Annotated in this window: 17 protein-coding genes; 7 read left to right on the top strand and 10 right to left on the bottom strand. The window is 42.2% G+C overall.

The annotated features are described in order from the left end of the window. The 4 genes from I2483_RS18310 to I2483_RS18295 all read left to right on the top strand — a co-directional run. The coding region (locus tag I2483_RS18310; RefSeq protein ID WP_207278531.1) for a zinc ribbon domain-containing protein at positions 1 to 159 on the top strand (159 nt) is incomplete at its 5' end. Between the two features lie 260 nt (positions 160 to 419). After that, positions 420 to 1,157, top strand: coding sequence for an SDR family NAD(P)-dependent oxidoreductase (locus I2483_RS18305; RefSeq protein WP_186673792.1), 738 nt, complete (start codon positions 420 to 422; stop codon positions 1,155 to 1,157). A gap of 320 nt (positions 1,158 to 1,477) precedes the next feature. Then, on the top strand, positions 1,478 to 2,440 hold the full coding sequence (locus I2483_RS18300; RefSeq protein WP_207278528.1) for a BMP family lipoprotein: 963 nt from the start codon (positions 1,478 to 1,480) through the stop codon (positions 2,438 to 2,440). Between the two features lie 16 nt (positions 2,441 to 2,456). Further along, positions 2,457 to 4,106 (top strand): methyl-accepting chemotaxis protein, encoded by a 1,650-nt coding sequence (locus tag I2483_RS18295; RefSeq protein WP_207278527.1) that lies wholly within the window; start codon positions 2,457 to 2,459, stop codon positions 4,104 to 4,106. 392 nt (positions 4,107 to 4,498) lie between these two features. On the opposite strand, the gene I2483_RS19540 is transcribed toward I2483_RS18295, so the two are convergent. The 6 genes from I2483_RS19540 to brnQ all read right to left on the bottom strand — a co-directional run bounded on the left by I2483_RS19540 (position 4,499) and on the right by brnQ (position 10,829). Further along, the gene (locus I2483_RS19540) at positions 4,499 to 6,181 is read right to left on the bottom strand and encodes an ABC transporter ATP-binding protein (RefSeq protein WP_255550514.1); all 1,683 of its coding nucleotides are present in this window, start codon (positions 6,179 to 6,181) and stop codon (positions 4,499 to 4,501) included. Then, on the bottom strand, positions 6,178 to 6,936 hold the full coding sequence (locus I2483_RS18280; RefSeq protein WP_218625010.1) for an energy-coupling factor transporter transmembrane component T family protein: 759 nt from the start codon (positions 6,934 to 6,936) through the stop codon (positions 6,178 to 6,180). Before I2483_RS18280 ends, I2483_RS19540 begins: the two co-directional genes overlap by 4 nt. 73 nt (positions 6,937 to 7,009) lie before the next feature. After that, the gene (locus tag I2483_RS18275) at positions 7,010 to 7,612 is read right to left on the bottom strand and encodes an ECF transporter S component (protein WP_207278525.1); all 603 of its coding nucleotides are present in this window, start codon (positions 7,610 to 7,612) and stop codon (positions 7,010 to 7,012) included. Between the two features lie 291 nt (positions 7,613 to 7,903). After that, on the bottom strand, positions 7,904 to 8,656 hold the full coding sequence (locus I2483_RS18270) for a C40 family peptidase (RefSeq protein WP_207278524.1): 753 nt from the start codon (positions 8,654 to 8,656) through the stop codon (positions 7,904 to 7,906). A gap of 432 nt (positions 8,657 to 9,088) precedes the next feature. Continuing rightward, the gene (locus I2483_RS18265; protein ID WP_255550515.1) at positions 9,089 to 9,436 is read right to left on the bottom strand and encodes an SCP2 sterol-binding domain-containing protein; all 348 of its coding nucleotides are present in this window, start codon (positions 9,434 to 9,436) and stop codon (positions 9,089 to 9,091) included. Positions 9,437 to 9,518: 82 nt separating this feature from the next. Continuing rightward, the gene (brnQ, locus tag I2483_RS18260; RefSeq protein ID WP_255550513.1) at positions 9,519 to 10,829 is read right to left on the bottom strand and encodes a branched-chain amino acid transport system II carrier protein; all 1,311 of its coding nucleotides are present in this window, start codon (positions 10,827 to 10,829) and stop codon (positions 9,519 to 9,521) included. 316 nt (positions 10,830 to 11,145) lie between these two features. Between brnQ and I2483_RS18255 the strand changes: the two genes are divergently transcribed. Then, on the top strand, positions 11,146 to 12,459 hold the full coding sequence (locus tag I2483_RS18255) for an NAD-dependent malic enzyme (RefSeq protein ID WP_207278522.1): 1,314 nt from the start codon (positions 11,146 to 11,148) through the stop codon (positions 12,457 to 12,459). A 158-nt stretch (positions 12,460 to 12,617) separates the two neighbouring features. On the opposite strand, the gene I2483_RS18250 is transcribed toward I2483_RS18255, so the two are convergent. From I2483_RS18250 to I2483_RS18240, 3 genes are read right to left on the bottom strand one after another with little or no spacing between them, the layout of a single operon-like run. Beyond that, positions 12,618 to 14,273 (bottom strand): b(o/a)3-type cytochrome-c oxidase subunit 1, encoded by a 1,656-nt coding sequence (locus I2483_RS18250; protein ID WP_207278521.1) that lies wholly within the window; start codon positions 14,271 to 14,273, stop codon positions 12,618 to 12,620. Next, complete coding sequence (locus I2483_RS18245) at positions 14,273 to 14,776, bottom strand: cupredoxin domain-containing protein (RefSeq protein WP_207278520.1); 504 nt, start codon at positions 14,774 to 14,776, stop codon at positions 14,273 to 14,275. The genes I2483_RS18250 and I2483_RS18245 overlap by 1 nt, the downstream gene beginning before the upstream one ends. Positions 14,777 to 14,799: 23 nt before the next feature. After that, positions 14,800 to 14,946 (bottom strand): cytochrome c oxidase subunit 2A, encoded by a 147-nt coding sequence (locus I2483_RS18240; protein WP_207278519.1) that lies wholly within the window; start codon positions 14,944 to 14,946, stop codon positions 14,800 to 14,802. Positions 14,947 to 15,244: 298 nt separating this feature from the next. Here I2483_RS18240 and I2483_RS18235 point away from each other — a divergent pair, with 298 nt between their 5' ends. Beyond that, complete coding sequence (locus I2483_RS18235; RefSeq protein WP_207278518.1) at positions 15,245 to 15,946, top strand: glucosamine-6-phosphate deaminase; 702 nt, start codon at positions 15,245 to 15,247, stop codon at positions 15,944 to 15,946. Positions 15,947 to 16,024: 78 nt separating this feature from the next. Here the strand turns inward: I2483_RS18235 and I2483_RS18230 are convergent, their stop codons facing one another. After that, positions 16,025 to 16,360 carry a hypothetical protein gene (locus tag I2483_RS18230; RefSeq protein ID WP_207278517.1) on the bottom strand — a complete coding sequence of 112 codons (336 nt, stop codon included), beginning with the start codon at positions 16,358 to 16,360 and terminating at the stop codon, positions 16,025 to 16,027. Between the two features lie 208 nt (positions 16,361 to 16,568). Here I2483_RS18230 and I2483_RS18225 point away from each other — a divergent pair, with 208 nt between their 5' ends. Continuing rightward, positions 16,569 to 17,060, top strand: coding sequence for a C40 family peptidase (locus I2483_RS18225; RefSeq protein ID WP_207278516.1), 492 nt, complete (start codon positions 16,569 to 16,571; stop codon positions 17,058 to 17,060). Positions 17,061 to 17,486: the final 426 nt, after the last annotated feature.

Here is a 17,486-nt window from a genome sequence, read left to right as displayed (position 1 = left end):
TCTTCGAAACGCTGTTCGGACTGTGGTGAGAAAAACGTTTCTTTATCCCTCGCCGATCGTACTTTCAATTGTGGAAAATGCGGGTTGGAAATGGATCGGGATTTCAATGCGAGTTTAAATTTGAAATATACGAAGGAATACACGGTTGTGACAAAATAAAACCGCGTATCAATAGGGTGGGCTACATCCGAATTTACGCCTGTGGAGTGCTAAACCAATCGTAATAGCGGGCAAATGGCGAGGCGGGGTACGAAGAAGCAGGAAGAGTCTAGCGTAGAGGAACTTACATGTTTTTCTATGTTTTTAGTAGCAGAATGATGTACAGAATTCAACATAGTTACCAAAGTAAATAGATTGCAAGTGGCTCAAAAAAGGATTATTGTTTAGACGTTAAAGTATATTGAATTGGAGTGGTCATAATGGGTAGATTACAAGATAAAGTTGCATTCGTAACAGGTGGCGCATCAGGTATGGGCGAAATGATGGTCAAGATGTTTACAGCTGAAGGTGCTACTGTAATTGCAGCAGACATTAATGAAACAGCACTTGAAGAAAAGTGGGGCAGCTATGAAAATGTGATGACGGTTAAACTGAATGTCACTTCTGATGAAGAGTGGAAAGAAGCTGCTGAAAAAGTGGTGGCTAAGCTTGGAAAGATTGATATCTTAATTAACAACGCTGGTATTTCTACGGAAAAAGGGATGAATGAAATTACAATTGAAGACTGGCGCAGACTGTCGGATATCAATAGTTTTGGACCATTCCTCGGTATGAAACATGTACTTCCGTATATGAAAGAAGCAGCTAAAGGTTCAATCGTCAATATCTCTTCATATACAGCACTTATCGGAATGGGCTTGAACCCTTATTCTGCATCAAAAGGAGCGGTTCGTGCGATTTCACGAGCGGCTGCAGCGGACTTTGGACAATATGGTGTACGTGTCAATACCGTATTCCCAGGAATCATCGAAACACCAATGACGAAGGGTCTAGAATCTTCACAAGACGTAGTTACGGCGCTTGTGAAAATGACACCACTGGCTCGTCTTGGAAAGCCTGAAGACGTTGCGAACGCGGTTCTTTTCTTGGCATCAGACGAAGCTGCATACATTACAGGTGCAGAACTTGTTATTGATGGCGGATACTCTGCAAGATAATGTCTCTAATGAAGTGTATGTATAACCAGTAGGGTATATATATGAACTAAAACAGGCGTCATGGATTTACTCCATGACGTCTGTTTTTTTCGTTGTAGTAGGAAATTATAAAATGCTTGGCCTATGGATAAACGGCGGAAGATGATATTCAGCATTTGGGCGAGGACATATGATTGGTAACGGGCTGTTTTTTTGCTCGTCTAAGTAGTCTGAAAAAACGCAGTTGTAAGACATCGGACAACATAAGTTTTATTGTCAACAAATCAAAATTATATCCGATGTAATACAAGGGAAAAGGTAAATGAAAGTGAGTGATAGAGATGAAATTAAAACTATTGATTGTTCTTACAACAGCTTTACTCTTACTTGCAGGCTGCGGGCTTGAAGAAAAAGATCCGCTTGAAGGAAAAGTAAAAGTGGGTGTCATGCTGTCGGAAAATGGTCTTGGAGATCAGTCGTTTTCGGATTTGGCATTCGCGGGCTTGACAAAGGCGCGGGATGAAGAGGGTATTGTTGTCGAATACTTGGAACTTGCGGAAACAGGTACATACGAAAAAGGATTCAGAGAACTTGTAGAAAGCGGAAATAACTTAGTATTTGCGCTAGGATTTACTGGTCAGCAGGAGCTGGAAAAAGTGGCCCTGGACTTTCCGGACCAAAAGTTCGTTCTCGTTGATGCCGTTTCGGAAGCCGCGAATATTACGTCGATTACCTTTAAGGAAGACGAGGGAAGTATGCTTGCTGGAATTGTAGCCGCGACTGTTTCAAAATCACAGGTAATCGGTTTTATCGGTGGTATGGAGGTCCCGGTCATTCAACGATTTGAGAAAGGGTTCATCCAAGGGGCAAAGTTGGTTAACCCTGCTATCGTTATTCTCAATGAATATGCCGATAACTTTGATAACGATGGCTTGGGGGCAGAGATTGCTTCGAAGATGATTGACAATAAGGCGGATGTTCTCTACGCTGCTGCCGGATTCACGGGAGTGGGTATGCTGAAAGAAGCTGAAAAAAGGGGCATCTATGCAATCGGTGTAGATAGTGATCAATACTTTTATGCAGAACAAGCCGTCATTACATCTATGATGAAAAATATTGATAGTGCGTTGTTCAATATCATCCATACCTATAAGGAGTCGGAAGCAATTCAATCCGGCCACATTGAACTGGGGCTAGCTGAAAACGCAGTAGGTCTTGCACCATTTAGAGGGCTAGAACTGACGGACGCTGAAAAAGGTAAGTTAGACGCGCTCATCGAACAAGCCGCGTTGGAAATGGAATGATGGGGGGAAAGCTGAAATGACAATAAAGAGAAAAATAGTGATCAATTCACTTTTCGTGCTTGGCCTATCGATTCTGATGATCGCAGTTATTATTGTCAGAATGCTGGCGATTCAAAATACAAGTAGTGATTACCTGAATGTGCTGTTAGCTGTTCATGACGTGAATGCAGAAACGAAAGCGTCGATGCAAAGCTTGAACACTCTTGCTTATAACATGACGGATGGCAATAAAGATAATGTTCGTCAACAACTGGAGTCGACCGCTGAAAAGTTCTTCGTTGCGGAAAGCCTTGTTAGAGAGAAGGAGCCACGGGCAATTCTTTTGAAGGCACAAGAGAAATTTCAGTTATTAAAAGAAGAAGCGCTGGCGGCCGTTGAGGAAAATAACTCCGCGGAAATCAATCGGCAATCGCTTCGCAACGTGGGGATTGTCAATGATATTTATATGGTAGATCTCTATACCTCCGCTCATTATGACTATTTACAAGACGCACTCGCCGCTAAAATTAAAGGCATCATTACATTCGCAATTATTGGTAGCGTATTTGTCATTATGGGGACAATGGTAATCATTATTCGACTTGCGAACGTCATTACAAATCCACTTAAGAAGTTGGCGATGAACGCCGAAGAAATCGCATCGGGAAATCTGGTCGTAGAGCCGATTCAGTATGATAAAAACGATGAACTTGGTCATTTGAATCGTTCATTCACATCCATGACCAATCAGTTGCGGACATTATTGCAATCGATTGATGGGGCAAGCCGGAAAGTAGATGATTACACAAAAGAGCTTGAGGTGGAAAATCGTTATCTTACCGAAGCGAGCAACCAAGTGACATTATCGACGGAAGAGCTTGCAAAGGGGACCCAAAGCATCTCCGAGGACTTGCAAAATTCCGTGGAGCTCATAGAACGGATGAATGAGGAATTCGAATTTAATGTCGGCCGGGCAAGTAATTCTGCTGATTCTGCTGCTATGGCAAACGAGGCAATTGTGGAAGGGCGTCGCGCAATCAATGAACAGCGTGAACTTATCGATAGCAATAACGTAGCATCTGAATTGATTAAAGAAGCGACTGAGCAATTTACGCACTATGCGATACGAATTGAAGATATGGCCAAGGCGGTTTCCAACATTGCTTCGCAGACGAACTTACTTGCGTTGAATGCTGCCATAGAAGCTGCGCGTGCAGGAGAAGCGGGCAAAGGATTTGCAGTGGTTGCCTCGGAAGTTAGGAAATTAGCAGATGAATCAACAACCGCAACTTCACAGATTTTCGATATGGTTAACCTGATCAAAGGCGGACTTAGCTCAATATCACAATCAGTTGGAAAAGGTGTTGAAATTGCCGAAGCACAAGACGGCAATGTAACCCGTACCCTGAATTCATTTGCCAACATCGAAGATAAAATGGGGAATATTACAGAAGCGCTGACAGAGCTCGTTACAGGCGTGAATAATTCGAAGCAGTTTAATGTTACGGTGCTTGAGAATACCGAAAACATTAGTGCAGTCGTGGAACAAACGGCTGCAGGCAGTGAGGAGATTTCCGCTTCAGCAGAAGAGCAACTAGCGTCTATAGGGAAAGTAGTCGACAAGGTGACAGCCCTTCGCGAACTAACCGATGATTTGAACGCAACGATATCAAGATTTCGATTATAAAGTGAAAGACCGCCTCGCCTATTAGTTGGCGAAGCGGTCTTTTGCTTATTCTTAGGAAATTATAAAATCTTGTACTGTGGATAAGTTGTAACCTAGAGATTTTACGTCTAGACTCCAACGCCTAGAGGCTCGGTCATAAGCTGGTCCGGTTATGCGGTAAAGTGCGCCGCATAGCCAGCCCTTCTTATGCCTGCCGCCTCTAAATAGGCGTTTCCGCTTTTGTTTACGTCTAGACTCCAGCACCTAGCCCCTGGGCCCACACGACGTGGGTCATGCAGCTGTTGCGACAGGATGTCGCGATCTCAAAGCTGCCTTCCTCTATCGCTTCTGTCCTGTAGGAAAAGGCAAGGAGCGCCTTTTTCTACAGGCCTTTCAGCGCTTGTCGGGGCTGATCAGGTGCTTGCGCTTTTGATTATTTCGCTTTCTTTCAATAAAATTCCGTCATAACCCATTTTACGAGCAAGTTGGGTAATATGAGGCTGCTCAAGGCGAGCAGTGTGGAGAATATCCGCTTCCGAAAAGGCGATGCGAGTCGGGCCATCGAATAACAACTGTCCATTACTCATAATAATCGTACGACCAAATGTTTCAGCGACAAAATCCATATCATGCAAAATACAGAGCACAAGTTTACCTTGCGCATGCAACTCGTTGATAATTTCTTTTAGAATCGCCTTACCACGTGCATCTTGCCCCATTGTTGGTTCATCGAAAATAACGATATCCGTATCCATTGCAAGAATGGAAGCAACAGCAATCATTTTCCGCTCGGCTAGACTCAAATCGTATGGATTTTCTCCTGCTTTATCTAACAAGCCAACGCGTTCCAGCATTTTCTCAGCATTCAAGCGCGCAACTTCAGCCGTTTGTCCAACGTTGAGCGGCCCAAACATCACTTCATCCAAGACATTATTTTTGAAAATCTGGTCATTTGGATTTTGGAAAATGAGCCCGATAATGCCCGCAAGTTTTGCCGCGGTCGTGTCTTTCGTATTCGTGCCATTTATGATGAGTTCGCCAGCACTTGGCTTTAGCAACGCTTTTAATAGTTTGACGAAAGTAGTTTTACCAGCGCCATTTTGTCCAATAATGGCTGTGGGTTCACCGCTTAAGGTCATGCTGATCCCACGCAAAATAGGGGTATCCTTGTTATAGCTAAACTGGAGATCCTTTACTATGATCTCAGGACCAGCCGTTTTTGTTAAAGGCAAGGATTCACTGATTGTCCTGATATCCCCACTGGTAATTCCACTTGCAGGCATTTCTTCGAGTGATATCGGATAACGGCCAGTCAACTCGTTTTTTAAATGAAGTGCTTTTGCGACTGTTGTATAAACAGGTGGTACGACTCCGAAAGTCGGTAAATCATCACGTGAAAAGATGTCTGCAGGCGGTCCGGAATCTATCAATTTACCTTCATGCATGAGTAAAATTCGATCGGAATAGGCGGCGAGTTTCTCCATTTTCTGCTCGACCATTAGTATCGTCATGCCTTCTCTCGACAGGTTTTCAACGACGCGGAATACTTCTTCCGAACCACGCGGATCGAGCTGTGACGTCGGTTCGTCGAGTATTAAGATATCCGGTTTCATGGCGATAACGCTGGCGATTGCGACACGCTGCATTTGCCCGCCAGATAAGGAGAATGGATTTTTATCCCCTAATGCTTCGATATCGAGGAATTGCATACTTTCTTTAATTCGCCTATGCATTTCGTCGCGAGGGATGCCTAAGTTTTCAAGTCCGAAGGCGATTTCATCGTAAACCGTGAATTTGGCACCAGTCATTTGCGAAAATGGATTTTCAAAAACAAGTCCAACTTTCGCTGTAATATCACTAATTTCATGTGTAAGTACGTCCATGTCACCAATGAAAACATCACCACCATATGCGCCTTTGAAAAAGTGGGGAACTAAACCACTGAGTGCAAAACATAACGTCGTTTTTCCAGCAGTATTCATGCCTGCTATGCCAACAAATTCACCTTTTTTTACTGCGAATGAAATACCGTCAAGGGCGAAAGTATCGGTGTTCGGGTATTTATATGTTAGATTTTCGACACGGATACTGTTCATAAGACAACCCTCCAGACGATAGCGGCGATTAACGTGATGATAAGAATAATTTTCAAGATGAGTCCATATTTATAATGAAAAGATTCATTCAAAAACGTTTTTTTTCCTTTCGCATTGAATCCGCGAATTTCAAGTGCAATAGACCTTTCACGCGTATCGTTTAATGAATTAAGAACAACTGGACCGAGTAGTGGGATAAATGACTTGATGCGCGTTAGCAAATTCCCTTCTGTTTCCATGCCACGTGCTCGCTGTGCATCGGTGATTTTACTAGTCATTGCTAGCATTTGCGGGATAATTTGCAATACCGACAGAAACACGTAACCGATTTTAGGGGACATTCCTTTATTGATAAGTGATTCGACAAGATCATCCGGTTTCGTTGTCAAAATGAGAACGCCGAACGCACACACCATATTTATGATACGAAGGGTGAGTAGTAACGCGAATGCGAATCCTTCCTTATAAATAGGAAGGGGACCAATTTCAAAAAGAAGTGTTGCGCGGTCCGGATGGAAGAAACCTTGAACGATGATGATAGAAATAATCAACAACAGGCTGACACCAATAACCGGCAAAATGTACTTGAACACTTTGCCAGCGAGAAGTAGAAGGAGCGTAAACGCCAAGACACAGATGACGAATAAATGAGTCGGAAGGATATAGGTCAATGCGATTGATAGGAAGACAAATAAGAGCTTGGTTAGCGGATCGATGTTGTGGATGAACGAATCTTTATCTACATACAGTGTCATGTTTTTCACGGGAATCCTCCTAACCTATAATTTGTTATAAACGGCCCGATGAACCAGGCCGCTTACGTAGTCCTTAAAGACGTTCTATTTCTGAACGGTTGTCGTACATATGCGTCAAATTCTTAGGCAGTCCTTTGAAAAGAAGGAAACTGATTAGAACTGTTGCCATTTTATCAGGCACGTCGACGACAATGCTGTCTGCGAATGATGCAAACCAAAGTGGCATATCTTGTGCCATCATTGTTGCGAAAAGTGCATCACCCCATACATTCCCGGTTTGCCCACCCCAAAACATAATATTAAGAGGAGTTGAGACTGTAGCGGCTATCAAGCCGACGACAAGTCCAAGTACAAGTGCTTTTCCTACGTTTACTATCCATCCTTTATAGGCCATAACCCCCACGACTAGACCGATGACTGCGGATGTAATTGCATAGACGAATGAAATCGGATCGGCAGTGAAGCCGTAAATAACATTGTTCACAATTCCTGCAATGGCACCGATAATCGGACCTGCTAGCATACTGGCAAGCACTGTACCGATAGAGTCGAGCCATAGCGGCAATTTAAGTAGGCCAGCAAACAACTTCCCTAAATAGTTGATGCCGATAGCTGCTGGAATAAGGACAAGGGCGGCAGTCGTGAAATTGAGTGACCACATGCTGTTTTTCTTCATGAATTCGTTCCTCCTTTTTTATAACGTATGAGGCGTATACCCCAAACGACACACTGAAAGACCAGGTGTCTTGACAGTTGTCAATTCAATTATAACTTACATTTGGTTTGGAGAATAGCTAGAATTTTGAATGGGATTAAAAAAAGTTGGAGATTGAACGCGGAGTATGATGAACTGTCCGACAGAACTGTGGAACAATACGACAAATCACTAGAATACTACACCAAACTCCATCAACCCTACACACCAATATAAAAACAGCTTACCCACGAATAGGAAAGCTGTTAAGTATCAATTAAGCTGATTAAAGCGTTTGAAGCCTGTGAATTTATCTTTCCAGTAAACTGAATTAATTGAAGTAATTTCAACTTTTTGCGAAGCGGCGTGGATGAAGTTACCATCACCTAAATAAATTCCAGCATGCGAAATGCCACTTCGGTATGTATTTTCGAAAAACACTAAATCGCCTGGTATAGGCTCGTCCACACTACTAGAATTGGTATGCATACCAATAGTATCTAGTCTCGGCATATTAAGTCCTGCCTCGCTAAATACATAATAAATGAATCCGCTGCAGTCAAAGCCTTCTTTAGTTGCGCCAGCCCAAACATAAGGTGTATGCAAAAGCGGAAGCGAAACTTCGACCGCATTGTCTAATACCTTTTTAGAGGGAAGATTCAACACTTTCGGCTTGACAGTTGTTGCAACGGTATTCTTCCATGAGTTAGTGGAAGAAGTCTCTTTAAGTACGGCGGGAACTTTTGTACTTGCTGTTTTTACTGAGACCGAATTGACTGCTCCTGATTTTTGACTAACCGCAACTTTTGCAGAAACGGCTAATTTTTGATTGGTTTTAATCGAATCGGAAGCAAGGCTGTTTAGACTTTTCAGTTCGTCCACAGTTAATTTATGCTTTGTAGCAATTTGCCATAGCGTGTCACCGGGCTTGACGGTGTATGAATCAGTTGCTGCATTTGCGCTCCCGACCGAGATAAACGTCGCTAGGGCAAAGGTCGCCAGCACTGAAAAAGCTCTCTTTTGCATCTATTTTCCCCTCTCCACGACAAACAGTTCTATATATGTATTCTATCTGATTAATAGAACTAGAACAATAGACTGTTAAATTACATTTATGTTACAGATAGATTACGAGCGTGTCACATAAGGGTTATTATACGCTATTATATATGTCGAAATAAAGAGTTTCACTGAACACGCTTCGGCTGCCCCTTGTAAGGCGCCTTCGCTCAATTATCACAAGTATTCATTTGTTATTTCAAACCGGTCGCCCAATTCAGCAGCCTATAATACAGTGTTGCTAATTGCAGACTTTTCCGCGTCTTGGGTACTTTGATTATGCAAGATGGTACTTGTAATTTATATAATTACTTATTGATGGCTTCAAATGTAATTATTTCATTAACTATGGGAAAACAAAAACCGACTCCCACATTCAGTGAGAGTCGGTTCCTGTTATTAAAACGAATACTGTTTCAACAAACCTTCTAGTTTTAGTGCAAGACCAATAGTACCTTTAACTTTAAGTTTACCCATCATAAAGGCGGCGGTCGAATTCAAGTTGCCAGCAAGTAGCTTCTTGAAATCTTTCACACTCAACGTTAATGCACAATCAACCTCACCGGGATCTCCGGTAATCGTTTCGGCTTTGCCATCTGCTAATGTTAAGCCATATAGACCACCATCTTCACCGGATAAATTGAATGAATAGCTGACAGTCATTCCTTTAATTGGACCTGGTTCCCCATTCAACTTTTCGTCGATTTTAAGCCAAATTGCCGCCAAAGTCATGTCATCAAAGTTCATCGTCACTGGACAACCCTCCATAATACTGAATGTTCATTCAGTATAGCTGAAATGGTATAGAAAAGCATGAACTTTCTGAGAACTAAATCCGTTTCTTAAACAAAGGGATTAGAACCACGCCAATAAGTGCACCGACAATAGCTGGTACAAGCCAACCGATCTGCTGTTCATAGAGCGGGAGATAGGCAAGCATATCATTGACAGGCTTAATCTCTATTCCAGCACCTTTTAATCCGTCAAAAATACTAACAAAAGCAGTTGCCAGAAGCGCCAAGATATAGACAATTGGCTCTCGACCAAACGATTTGTCGATGAATGACATAAGCATCAGAACAATTGCAAGCGGGTAGATTGTCAGTAAAACTGGAATTGAAATGGAAATAAGTTGCGTTAATCCAACGTTCGCAATAATTGCACTGAATCCCGCGAAGATTAAGACGTATGTCTTGTAAGAATTCCGCGGAAATACATGCTTAAAATACTGTGCACATGCTGAAACGAGACCAATCGATGTTGTCAGACAGGCAAAAATAATTGTCAAGGCTAGAATCATCGTCCCATATGGTCCGTATAAGACGGTAGATGCGAGTGCGAGAACTGCGCCTCCATTGTCCTGTATTCCGATAGCATCGACGCTAGTCGCTCCTATGTACCCGAGTGAAATGTAAACAAGTGCTAATCCCGTAGCTGCGACAACACCAGCGAAAACCATGGCTTTCATGACAGCCCGACTTTCTGTTACGCCTTCTGCTTTAAGTGCATTAATAACGACGATGCCGAATACAAGTGCTGCGATGACATCCATCGTTAAATACCCTTCAACAAAGCTACGGAAGAAGGCATTGGTTGCAAAATCAACGTGTGCTTGTCCGATATCTCCCATAGGAGACACTATACTTTTCACAGCTAGTGCTCCAATGACTAGGAATAGTATAGGTGTCAACACCTTACCTATGCGATCGACGAGTTTCGCAGGATTCAGTGCGAGTACCACTGTGATGATAAAGAAGATAATCGTAAACAATACAAGTGGCCAGTTTGAGTCGGAAATACTATCAGGCAGAAACGGAACGACACCGATTTCATATGAAACGGTAGCCGTTCGCGGAATGCCGAAAAACGGACCAATCGCCATATAGACAATCATCGTAAAGGCAATTCCGAAATAAGGATTGACACGACTTGCAATGGTTTCTAAGCCGCCACCCGCATTCGCGATTGCTAGAATTGCAACAAGAGGCAATCCAACTCCTGTAATTAGAAATCCAATCATAGCAATGAAAAGCTCGTCTCCTGCCATTTGCCCGAGAAGTGGTGGGAAAATGATATTACCCGCACCGAGGAACAAAGCAAAAAGCATAAGCCCGATAATGAAATTTTTCTGTAAAGACAAGTAAACTGCAACTCCTTGAAAGAATGATGTAACGAAACTTACTATCTTTTATTATAACCGAAAGAAGGGGCAATCGTCTAATAAATTCGACATTACGGTGAAAAAAATGTCGAATCTTGTAACTAATTGCGGAAAAGTTCACACGTTGTTTATATATCTGTTTTAAATAAATATAATTTGACAAATTATTGTTTGCTGAAATCTTGTGTGAAATGTATCAATTTTTGATTTATTATAACCGAAGTCGTAAAATGTTTACGACCTGGTCCTATACGTGTAAAATGAGGAACGGCTAGTATAATCAGGGGGTAATACAATGGAACAAGTACAATTTATGCGTAATTTAATTATCGAAACACCTTCAATGCCAGGAAACTTCGCGAAAGTCGCGTTAGCTATCGGCCAATTAGATGGAGATATTGGTGATATTCAAACCATAAAAGTAGGTACATTATCGACGATTCGTGATATATCAATTCAATGTTCAAGTGAAAAACACTTGATGCAAATTGTTGAAGCAGTTAATCAAATCGGCGACGGAATTAGTGTTCACGCTGTAACGGATGATGTATTGCAAGCACATGAAGGCGGCAAGATTCATATGAAAGGTCGTATGGAAATTCGCTCTTTAGGTGATTTACGACGTGTCTATACACCAGGCGTCGCGAACGTTTGTGAACTGATTAAGAATGATCCAGAGCAGGCGAAATATTTCACAGGAATTTCGAACACGGTCGCAATCGTGACTGACGGTACAGCGATTCTCGGTCTTGGAAATATCGGACCTGTCGCTGGAATGCCGGTAATGGAAGGGAAAGCTGTGTTATTCGATCAATTCGCCGGGATAAGTGGTATTCCTATCTTGCTTAATACGAGTGATCCAGACGAGGTTGTCGAAACAATCAAGCATATTCAGCAAGGATTTGGCGGAATATTGCTCGAGGATATTGGATCGCCACACTGTTTTGAAATTGAGGAGCGGTTGAAAGCAGAACTTTCGATTCCGGTCATGCACGATGATCAGCATGGTACAGCAGTTGTCACATTGGCATCTGTAATTTCAGCTTGTAAACAAACTGATGTCTTGCTTTCGGATGCGGTTGTGGGGCAAATTGGTCTTGGTGCAGCCGGTCTAGCAATCAGTCGCATGCTTATGAAGTATGGCGTGAAGGAAATGCGTGGTATCGACCGTAATGAAGTTGCGCGACAGAGGCTTGCTGATCACGGCGGTACCGTCATTGATTCACTTGAAGAACTGATGGCGACGTGTGACATTATCGTAGCTACAACAGGCGTTGCGGGACTTATCAAACCAGAAATGGTACGAAAAGGGCAAATTATCTTAGCTTTGTCTAATCCAAACGCTGAAATTTCACCGGAAGACGCACTTGCAGCAGGCGCAGCATTTGCGGCGGATGGTCGTCTCGTGAATAATATTTTAGGCTTCCCGGGTATTTTCCGAGGTGCACTCAATGCACATGCAAAGGAAATTACCTACCCGATGCTAATCGCAGCTGCCCTAGCAATTGTCGACAGCACGAAACCGGGTGATCTTGTCCCACATCCACTTGATCCAAACGTCCATCAAAATGTAGCGGCTGCAGTTGAGCGAGTAGCGAATAACTTATAATTGATAAAGGCCCCTTACCTGGGAAAAATGAACCGGGTAAGAGGCTTTTTTTTATGGAGAAGAGTAAATTACCGACTGCCATGACAGTGTTCAATGAAATGAAAACAGCCCAGATTCCACGGATAATATCCGTAAATCAGAGCTGCGTCATCATTTGATTATCTTCCAATCAGCCAATCGAATGGCGGAGAACCTGGAGGTGAGTGTTTTATGATATCAATTACTGGGATCGTATAAGCAAACAGAATCAGTGCAATAGTAATCCCAATCCACAAATACCAGTTTTCAAGAATTTTGGGTGTAGGCTCTGCATCGTCTTCTTCAACGGCAATCGGATATTCTTGAACGCCGCGTGGTGCGAAGAATGTCAGTTGGATGAAAATATAAACCATCAAGAGAATACCGATGAACAGAATTGTTCCGCCAACAGCCTGCGCAATCTGGTAATTGATCCATGTTGCGACTTGTTCGCCGCCTGCATATTCGGAGAAGCTAGAACGACGGGGTCCGCCAAGTAATCCTTGGATATGCATAGAACCTGACATAATCGTCATACCAAATGTCCAAATGAACGTTTGAATAATCCCGAGTTTGTTCAACCTTGGAGTCAGTCTTCGGCCTGTTAAGTGCGGAACAAGCCAATACGTTATCCCGAAAAATGTCAGAACGACTGTTGTTGCAGCAGTTAAATGGAAGTGACCCGTAATCCAAATTGTATTATGGACGAGCGCATTCATTTGGTGAGATGCGTTTACGATACCGCCCGCGCCGCCTGGAATGAATGCCGCCATACCGATGAATGGTGCTAGGAAACGTACATCTTTCCATGGAAGCTTTTTGAACCAGCCGAATAAGCTCTTAAAGCCTTTTCTTCGGCCTGTTGTTTCAAATGTAGCGAAAATCGAGAACGCGGTCATTAACGACGGAATAACAACCATGAATGTCAGCACTACTTGAATGAACTTCCAAGTAGGATCAATACCGGGTTCTGTCAATTGGTGATGGAAACCGACTGGAATCGAGAACATTAGTAATAGAATGAAGGCCATTCTAGCAAGGGCATCACTGAATAACTTTCCGCCAATGATCTTTGGAATAACAACATACCACGCCATATAAGCTGGAAGTAACCAGAAATAAACGAGCGGATGTCCGAAATACCAAAATAGCGTACGACTTAGTAGAACGTTGATTGTTTCAGCGTAGCCGAGTGACCAAGGGATGAACAGGACCAGCACTGACGTTGCTACACCAATTGTAGCGATGAACCACATAAGCATATTGATAATAACCATGAAAGCAGGTAAAGGTGATTTTTCGCCCTTATGCGCTTTCTTCCATACGTAAAGCTGACGGAAGTTAACGAATGCAGCAATCCAGCTACCGATAATAACGAGTGCTAAACCGATATAAAATGCCGGATGTGCTCGAAGTGGTGCATAGAATGTGTACAATACGGATGCTTCACCAACAAGAATCGTAATAGCGGCCATTATAGTACCGACAAGCATTACCCAAAACGATAACCATGCGACTTTTAACTGTTTATCCGAAATTCCGACTGTTTTCCCCATAAGTGAGAACTGGAAGCCGATAATGAAGAAGGTTGTTAACACGAGTCCAAGAATGACACCGTGAACAGTCAGGATTGTATAATAATCAATATTAAACGGTAATGTGTATTTGCCGGATCGTACAAGTGTCTGCAATAAACCCATCAGACCACCGACAAAAAGCGAGATATAAGTGACCCACATGAATGCCATATACAATCTGGATTCTTTTTTAGAAAGCGGTAATTGAACCTTAGTCATTATTCATACACCTCCACTGTTCCGTACATCTGGTGGTGACCGATGCCGCAGTATTCGTTGCAGACAATCGTGAATTCGCCTACATTTTTCATGACAGCTTCGTAACGGCTAATATGGCCGGGTTCCACCATCATGTTGACATTCGTTCCAGCTACTTGGAAGCCGTGGACAACGTCTTTTGTTGTGATTTGATAAAGAACAGTGGAACCTTTTGGCACGCGAATCGTTTTATTAGCATTACCTTCTGTGTCTTTACCGAAATCATAGTTAAATGCAGAAGCTACGATATTGACGATATATTTGCCGTCAGCTACTTCACGGATGCCGAGATTTTCAGGCTTGAATGCGTCGTGTGCTTCCACATTTTGTGGATTGATTGTTTCCATATGGCTTTGTGGGTGCGTCCCTTTCCAGAAAGCAGCGAAGCCGATAATTAGTAAGAATAGGACGAGTGAAGCCATTCCGAAAACAAGCCAAATCTTTTCATATTTATGCAAATGCATATGTAACCCTCCTGATATAGTTATTATCTAGATAAAAATAGTGCATAAAATCCGAACCAAGATACTAGAATGAAGACGCCCAACAACATGACGGCAATAAAAGTACCTTTCAAATTATGTGTAGATTCATTCGGATTGGGCTGATGTTGCTTTGAATTACTTTTCCCCATTATTACACCTCCTGTTTCTTGCGAAGTGGATTCGCTGTCTTATCTCTATCATAGTCTTAAGGTTTAATATGGGAATTAGGGAAAACCCTATGTCTATAGATGTGAGAGTGAATTTCTTATATACTTCACGGATTCTTCATAAATTTGCCGGATCCAGATAATAAAGGCGGATAGATTAGCTTGGCGAATGAAAAAAGTCGGCTAGCCGATATATTAAGTTCCATTAAAGTTGACCAGACTGTTTGTGGAAATTACAATTAAGCGTGAGCTAAATCTTATTGAAAGTTGGTTGATCTATATGAAAAATCTAAAACTAATAAAAGTTGAAAACCCGGAACAAGGTGCAGAACAAGTTTATGAAATCATTAAAAATGAACTTGAAAGTGGACGTCTAAGTGTTCTTGGACTTGCAACAGGAAGTACAATGATTCCTGTTTATAATAAATGGGTTTCATCAGATCTTGATTTCTCGACCATTGTCACTTTTAATCTAGATGAGTATATTGGAATACCGGAATCAAGTCCGAACAGCTACGCCTATTTTATGAATGAGCATCTTTTTGATAAAAAAGAATTTAGAAAAACAAATATTCCCGATGGAATGGCAGTAGATTTGGAAGAAGAATGTGCCGCTTATGAAGATCTCCTAGAAGAGTACCCACTGGATATCCAGCTACTTGGAGTAGGGGAGAATGGCCATATCGCTTTTAACGAACCAGGACTTCCTTTCGATTCGATTACACATGTAGCGAAATTGACGGAATCGACATTGGGTGTGAATAGCCAGTACTTCGAAAATGATGAAAAAGTACCTGAAACGGCTTTATCGATGGGGATTAGTTCGATATTTGGTGCGAAAAAACTGATTTTACTAGCATTCGGTGAAAAGAAACGTGCAGCTATCGAGAAGTTGCTTGAAGGTAATGTAACGACTGAGTGGCCGATTACGAAATTAGTGGACCATGACGATGTCATTGTTATTACGGATTTAGAAATTTAATGAAGCAAAACAAAAAGGTGATTGCCTACGACTTACAGGCAATCACCTTTTTGTTATATAGAAAGAAGGGGATTAGTGTCAATCATGATCTAGTGCACTGGATATAGTTGGCGTGTCACCAAGCTGTCCATTTTTAGCAATTAATTCATCTTGTTTTTTTTGAGAGAATCCACGCTCTTTGTTGAATTTTCCAGTCGTTTGGTGTGGGTCTACTGATGTGTGAAAACGGCTATCTTCTTTAAGGGGTTCATAATCGCCTGCCGCATGACCAAGGTGGGGATCAGGGACATAACTTCTAGCGGTATGTTTCTTGTCGGTTGGTGTACTAGTTAGCCAATCAGGTGATTTTTCTGGTGTATCAACAAAAGACTCATTGGTATTATCCGAAATGTCATCTTCATGTTTCACTTCCATCGCCTCCCGTCAAATTAACTACTACTTACCTAAATTCCCGTTTTAAGAAACTATAAACCCCATGAAAAGACAATTATGTTTCAAGAGTCTACTTAAATTCAGATAGTGTAATAGACTTGTTACACAACTGTAATGTAGGGTCCGCATAATGCATGGTAAGGTTATAACAGTTAAATACTTCAGATAAATTAATCCTTTGGGGGAACATATGAAACTTACATTCACAATCAAAAAGTCCATTACAATTATTGCTATGTCATTTCTATTGCTCGTCGCGCCTTTCGTTGGACAGGCCGAAGCTTCATCCAAACCGGCTGCAATTTCAAAAACTGCAACAAGCCTAATTGGCGTTAAGTACAGCTATGGTGGCAATACAACTAGTGGGTTTGACTGCTCGGGGTACGTATCGTATGTATTAAAGCAACATGATGTACAAGTATCGCGTACGGCGGCTAGTATGCATGCATCAGGAACTTCTGTCAGTAAAACGAATTTAGAAACGGGAGACCTCGTATTCTTCAATACGGTAGGTAATAAGGTTTCGCACGTTGGTATATACATAGGTGATGGTAAATTTGCGCACGCATCGACATCAAGAGGTGTACGCGTTGACAAGTTGAACGACCCTTATTATTGGGGTGAACGCTACGTAGGTGCAAAACGCATCTCCGGTGTGAATGCAGTTGCTTCAGCCAATTAAAACCAAAAAACGACAGCACTGAGCGTCCTAAATAGGGCACTTGGCACTGTCGTTTTTTAAATATATAGTCGGCACTTAACGAATAGAATGTTCATACAACACCGCTTGTCCCTTGAGGAGGAATGAACTACAATTCCTCCCCAAAACTGTCGTGATTAGTTTAGCCGAAAATGTACTAGACCAAATGAAACATTTGCGCCTACCTTACTAGTATCTTATGCAAGTAACTAGTTAATCAACAGACGTGGCTGAATATATAGAAAGGCTGCACATTCGAATCAGAAAATACCTGATTTGAATGTGCAGCCTTTTTTGTTACATCTAGACTCCAGGCGCCAGCCGCTCGGGTCATAAGCAATCCAGCTATGTGGCAAAGAGCGCCACGTCGCTGGATCGACTTATGCCTGTCGCGGGCCTACAGGATGT

The organism is Sporosarcina sp. E16_3 (genome assembly GCF_017347125.1).
Classification (GTDB): Bacteria; Bacillota; Bacilli; order Bacillales_A; family Planococcaceae; genus Sporosarcina.
Note: the sequence above shows the minus strand (reverse complement) of the source record. Positions and strands in the feature narration are given on the sequence as shown.